Source organism: Nocardia wallacei (assembly GCF_029868745.1).
GTDB lineage: Bacteria > Actinomycetota > Actinomycetes > Mycobacteriales > Mycobacteriaceae > Nocardia > Nocardia wallacei_B.
Genome location: NZ_JARWOP010000220.1, coordinates 1 through 5,861, shown reverse-complemented (window position 1 = coordinate 5,861; position 5,861 = coordinate 1). Strand labels below are relative to the sequence as shown.

The following is a 5,861-nucleotide window of genomic DNA, read 5'->3' as shown; positions in this document are numbered from 1 at the left end:
CCCGGCCCCCCGCGGCCCGCCCCCCCCCGCCGCAACCCTAACCAACCCCCCCCCAAGGGGTCCGGCCCCGGCCCCCCGACCCCCCTGCTGGCGGGCGCCGAGCGCACTACCGCTCCGGCAGGACGTGCGTGCCGGACTTGTCCGTGGACAGAGCCAGCGAGCTGATGTACTGGATCTCGCCCTCGGGCCCCGGGACCGCCGAGGCGATCATGTCGGGACGCTCGAACTCCAGGCCGGTGACCGCGCAGGGCAGGGTCTCCCCGGAGGGGTTGCCGTGCTCGTCGAACATCGGCAGTTCGATGCCGTCGTCGGTGCGGCGCAGGTAGTACTTGCCCTTCGTGGCGAGGGCGGTGAGCGGTGTGGCGACGAACGCGATCACCACCGCCACGATCGGCGAATACGGCTTCAGCGTCGCGCCGAATACCCCGAAGAAGGTCGCGATCGACAGCACCGCCGACAATCCGAAGCCGACCAGGCCGACCGGGTTGAAGTCGTAGAGCATGCCGCGGCGGAACTCCGGCTGCTTCGGCGAGATCTTCAGCAGATACTTGTTGACCGCGATATCCGTTGCCACGGTGACGATCCAGGCGATACCGCAGTTGGCGTAGAAGCCGAGGATGTCGTTGAGGAACTCGAACATGTTGGCTTCCATCAGGACCAGCGCGATCACCAGATTCAGGCCGAGGAACACCAGCCGGCCCGGATAGGTCTTGGTGACGCGCGTGAACGAATTGGTCCACGCCAGCGAGCCCGAATACGCGTTGGTCACATTGATTTTGATCTGACTGATGACCACCAGCACCACCGCCAGCGTCATCGCCAGCCAGGACGGCACCATATCGCGATAGATCTCCAGGAACTGGTGCACCGGCTGATTCGCGATGTCCTGCGCGCCGGGCAGGCTCGCGATCAGATACACCGCCAGGAACAGACCCACCACCTGCTTGATCGCACCGAAGATCACCCAGCCGGGTCCGGCCAGCAGCATCCAGCTCCACCATTTACGGGAGTTCTCCGGCGTTTTCGGCGGCATGAAGCGCAGATAGTCGATCTGCTCGGCGATCTGGGCGATCAGCGACAGGCACACGCCCGCGGCCAGCAGCGCGCCGGTGAGGCTCACCCCGCTGCCGTCCTTGCCGCCGTAGGCGAAGAACGTGCCGATCGAATCCGGGTGCCGCACCACCAGGAACAGGAACGGCAGCACCATCAGCAGCAACCACAGCGGCGTCGTCCACACCTGCAATTTGGCCAGCGTGTTCATGCCGTAGATGACCAGCGGGAAGATGATCAGCGTCGATACCAGATAGCCGAGCCACAGCGGAATGTGCAGGCCCAATTCCAGGCCCTGCGCCATGATCGAGCCCTCGGTGGCGAAGAAGATGAAGGTGAACGACGCGAACACCAGATTGGTGACGACCGACCCGTAGTAACCGAAACCGCTGCCGCGGGTGATCAGATCCAGGTCGATGTTGTAGCGCGCGGCGTAATAGGCCAGCGGAAACCCGGTGAGCATGATGACGACGGCGAAGATGCCGATGCCCAGCAGCGCGTTGCCGGTGCCGTTGGCGATGCCCACGTTGGCGCCGATGGAGAAGTCGGCCAGGTAGGCGATGCCGCCGAGCGCCGAGACGCCGACCACCGCCGGACTCCATTTGCGATAGCTGCGCGGCGCGAACCGCAGCGTGTAATCCTCCAGCGTTTCCTTCGTCGCCGCGACCGAATTCGCCGGGCGCTTGTCTACGTCGACCACAGATACTCCTCAATCCGGCCCAAAAACGAGCAGGCTCGGAAAGTGAGGGTCCTGGGTGAATGTAGAGTCGGCTTTGCCGGGCCGTTACAGACCCGTTACGTCACATCATGGGATGAGAACGGCGCTACTGGCTAGCAATCCTCGGCCAGGGCCTTGACGTACCCCGCCGACTGGTACAGGTAGTTGTACGCCCACCGCCCGATCGATACCCGCGGTCGCGCGTCGACCATGAGAATCTCTCCGTCCCAGCACTTTCCGAGGACATAGCGCGCACGGGACACGTGCGGCGTGAAGGTCACCACGATCACGCGTTGCCAGCCGCCTGCTCGCGCCCGCGCGGCCAGCTCCCGCCCCTCACCGCGGGTGGTTCGCGGCTCCGGATCGAAGCACTCCACCCGGAAGCTGTATCCGCCGTGGCAGATCCGGTTCATGCGCGGGCTGTGCTCGTAGGGGTCGGAGAACACCACCACGGGCGCGTAGCCGTCCCGCGCCAGCCGCAGTCCGAGTTCCTCGCGGCCGTCGTGGGCGCCGCCCAGCACCATGATCGCGTCGGCCCGCGCGGGACGGTCCACCTGCGGGCGCACATAGACCGGCCACAGCGCCGCCACCGCGGCGACGACCACCGCGACCCCGGCCACGAGACCCCACCGCCTGCGCACCCAGCCGATGCTATCGACCCGCGGGCCGACCCTCACGACCTGGCGGTTTCCGCATGTACATCAGTTGTTGTGCGGAGACTCGCCTCGATGACGCGGTGCGGCCACCGCCGGCGCTTACCAATCGATCATGCGTCTCACGGTTTTCGGGACTGGATATCTGGGAGCCACCCATGCCGCGTGCATGGCAGAGCTCGGACACGAAGTGGTGGGGGTCGACATCGACCCCGGCAAGGTCGCGAAGCTGTCCGACGGGGTGGTGCCGTTCTACGAGCCCGGACTCGAGGATGTGCTGCGGCGCAACCTGGACGCCGGGCGGCTGCGGTTCACCACCTCCTACGAGGAGGCGGCCGCGCACGCCGACGCGCACTTCCTGGGCGTGGGCACGCCGCAGAAGAAGGGCGAATACGCCGCCGACCTCAAATACGTGCACGCCGTGGTGGATTCGCTGGCGCCGCTGCTGCAGCGCCCGGCGGTGATCATCGGGAAGTCCACCGTGCCGGTCGGCACCGCGGTCGAACTCGGTCGCCGCGCGCGGGCCGCGGCGAGCGTGGACGTCGAGGTGGCGTGGAATCCGGAATTCCTGCGCGAGGGCTTCGCTGTACAGGACACCGTGCGGCCGGACCGGTTGGTGCTGGGCGTCGACCGGGAACGCGAGAATGCCGGCTGGGTCGAAGAACTCGTGCGTGAGATCTATGCCGACCTGATCACCGCGCAGGTCCCGTTCCTGCTGACCGACCTGGCCACCGCCGAACTGGTGAAGGTCTCCGCCAACGCCTTCCTGGCCACGAAGATCTCGTTCATCAACGCCGTCTCCGAGGTCTGCGAGGCCACCGGCGCGGACGTGACCGTGCTGGCCGACGCCCTCGGCTACGACGCCCGCATCGGCCGCCGGTTCCTCAACGCGGGCCTCGGCTTCGGCGGCGGCTGCTTGCCCAAGGACATTCGCGCCTTCATGGCCCGCGCCGGTGAGCTGGGCGCGGATCACGCGCTGGCGTTCCTGCGCGAGGTCGACAACATCAACATGCGTCGCCGCGCCAAGGTGGTGGACATGGCCGCCAAGGCGTGTGGCGGGTCGTTGCTCGGCGCCAACGTGGCGGTGCTCGGCGCGGCCTTCAAACCCGAATCCGACGATGTGCGCGATTCGCCGGCGCTCAATGTCGCCGGGATGATCCAGCTGCACGGCGCCGTGGTCACGGTGTACGACCCGAAGGCCCTGGAGAATTCGCGCAAGGTTTTTCCGACGCTGAACTACGCCACCTCCGTCACCGAGGCGTGCGACCGTGCCGACGTGGTGCTGGTGCTCACCGAATGGTCCGAGTTCACGGCGCTGCGGCCGCGGGATCTGGATGCCGTGGTGCGTACCCGGTCCATCATCGACGGCCGGAACTGTCTCGAACGCGCCACCTGGCGAGACGCCGGATGGGTATACGCGGGGCTCGGCACCTCGTAGTGTGTCGAGCAGGTAAAGTGACCACACCCCGCGGCGTGCACGACGGATCCGGAGGAGGCGGTTCGCGTATCGCGTCGGGGCCCGTGAACGCCGCAATATACTGAGTCTGAATCGGCGCCGGCCATCCGTGTTTCGAAGAGCAGAGGCGGCGGCTTCACGCACATCGTGGAGTGGAACGAGATGGGCAGCAGATGAGTTCGGTACTGGGAGTCTCGGTGGGGGCCGACGCCGTTCGCGTCGCACGCCTGCACGCCGGGAACACCGCCGAGCATCTCGACCCGGACCGTTTCGACCTGCACACCGCGCTGGTGGGCGAGCGGCGCGTGGAGGATGTCGCCGCCGAAGCGGTCGCCGGCGCGCTCGCCGGTGGACCGGAGTCCGCCACGGCGGTGGCCTATCGCTCCGAACAGCATGCGCGCTCGGTCCGGGGCGCACTGGCCCGCCGCCAGCTCACCAACTACGAACTGGTGCCGGAAGTCGTGGCGGCCGTGGAGTTCCTGCGGGCCACCGGCGAGCTGTCCGGCCTGCGCACCATCGCCCTGTACGACCTGGGCAGCTCGGGGCTGTCGGTGAGCGTCGTCGACGTCGCCGAAGGCCAGGTCCACTACAGCGAACGCACCAGCGACATCAGCGGCGACTACCTGGACTCGCTGATTCGCGAGCAGCAGATCGCCTCCGGGCGCATCGCCCACCCGCCGGACCCCGACGGCCTGGCCGAACTGGACACGCTGTGCCGCAGGGCGAAAGAGCAGCTGTCGGTGACGACCGCCATCGCGTTGCCGTCCGAGCACGGCCTGGTGCTGCTGTCGCAGGAGAACTTCGAGGCGCTGATCATGCTGGCCGTCGAGTCGTCGGCGCGGATGACCCGCGATGTGATCATGCGCTCCGAGCAGGCGGTGCAGGCGGTCGTCGTCATCGGCGGCTGTGCCCGGATCCCGCTGGTGCCACGGGTACTGGAGCGCTGGCTGGGGATGCCGGTGCGGGTGCCCCAACAGCCGGAGACGGTGGTGGCGCGCGGTGCGGCGCTGCTGGCGCGGCCGTCGCATCCGATCGCCCGATCCGCGATCATCGACCCCGAGACCGAGCAGTTGACCCCGGTATGGCTGGCCGAGAACGCGCCCGCACGCCGTCGGCGGCGCACCGCGGACCGCGATCCGGCGCACGGCCCGATGCGGGACCTGGCATTCGGGCGGCGGCGTGAGCTGAGCGTCGCCGGGGTCGCGGTGGGCGCGCTGGTGGTGGTGGCCGCCGTGGGCCTGGGCCTCGGCTGGGGTCCGCAAGTGCTGCAAGGCGATTCGCACAGCAATTCGGCGCCCAGCTCGGCCCCGACCACCGCACCGAACTCCGCGGCGCGCGAACCCTCGAACACGCCGTCGCCGACCGATACCACCAACGCCTCGGTCGCCGCGCCGCCGCCACCGCAGCGATCGGCGCCCACGACGGAGGCGGAAGCGCCCCCGCCCGGCCCGAACACCATCGTCGTCCCGGGCCTACCGCCGATCGTCGTCCCCACGCTCCCGCCCCTGCTCCCACAGTTCCCGCCCCCCGGCGCGCCGCCCCAGCGCCGCTGAGCCGAAACCCGTTGCCTCAGTAGCCGTCCGGCCCGCCCTGGCGTGGCCACCGGCGCCCGTAATCGTCCTCGTCGTTTCCGGTCCTGCGGGGCTCGCCCGGGTGATCGTCGTCGGTGCGCGGCGTGAACCAGTCGTGCTCGGCAGCGCCCGATTCAGCATGCCGCGGTGCATAACCGGGCTCGGCGGCATAACCGGATTCGGAGGGGGAGGAGTAGCCGGAATCCGGCGGGGAGTAGTCGGGTTCGGCCGGGGAGTAGCCCGGTTCAGACAGGGGGTAGCCAGGTTCTGTGGCGGAGTAGCCCGGGTTAGACGGGGTGTAGTCGGGTTCGGAGGGGGAGTAGCCGGGGTCTGAGGGGGAGTAGCCAGGCTCGGAGGCGGAGTAGCCCGGTGCAGAGGGAGAGTAGCCCGGTGCAGACGGAGAGTAGCCCGGT

Annotated in this window: 4 protein-coding genes; 2 read left to right on the top strand and 2 right to left on the bottom strand. The window is 68.5% G+C overall.

The genetic code is table 11. From position 1 onward, the window contains the following. Window positions 1-106: 106 nt before the first annotated feature. Both QH470_RS18505 and QH470_RS18500 read right to left on the bottom strand, forming a co-directional pair. The gene (locus QH470_RS18505; RefSeq protein WP_280273638.1) at window positions 107-1,750 is read right to left on the bottom strand and encodes a purine-cytosine permease family protein; all 1,644 of its coding nucleotides are present in this window, start codon (window positions 1,748-1,750) and stop codon (window positions 107-109) included. A 131-nt stretch (window positions 1,751-1,881) separates the two neighbouring features. Beyond that, on the bottom strand, window positions 1,882-2,409 hold the full coding sequence (locus QH470_RS18500; RefSeq protein ID WP_280273637.1) for a YdcF family protein: 528 nt from the start codon (window positions 2,407-2,409) through the stop codon (window positions 1,882-1,884). A 127-nt stretch (window positions 2,410-2,536) separates the two neighbouring features. Between QH470_RS18500 and QH470_RS18495 the strand changes: the two genes are divergently transcribed. Next, window positions 2,537-3,859, top strand: a complete 1,323-nt coding sequence (locus QH470_RS18495; protein WP_280273636.1) for a UDP-glucose dehydrogenase family protein — start codon at window positions 2,537-2,539, stop codon at window positions 3,857-3,859. Between the two features lie 191 nt (window positions 3,860-4,050). Further along, window positions 4,051-5,430 carry a DUF7159 family protein gene (locus QH470_RS18490; RefSeq protein WP_280273635.1) on the top strand — a complete coding sequence of 460 codons (1,380 nt, stop codon included), beginning with the start codon at window positions 4,051-4,053 and terminating at the stop codon, window positions 5,428-5,430. Window positions 5,431-5,861 lie beyond the last annotated feature (431 nt).

Excerpts from the sequence above, each read along its gene's own strand:
- QH470_RS18495 (WP_280273636.1), top strand. The coding sequence starts at position 2,537 with ATGCGTCTCACGGTTTTCGGGACTGGATATCTGGGAGCCACCCATGCC.
- QH470_RS18490 (WP_280273635.1), top strand. The coding sequence starts at position 4,051 with ATGAGTTCGGTACTGGGAGTCTCGGTGGGGGCCGACGCCGTTCGCGTC.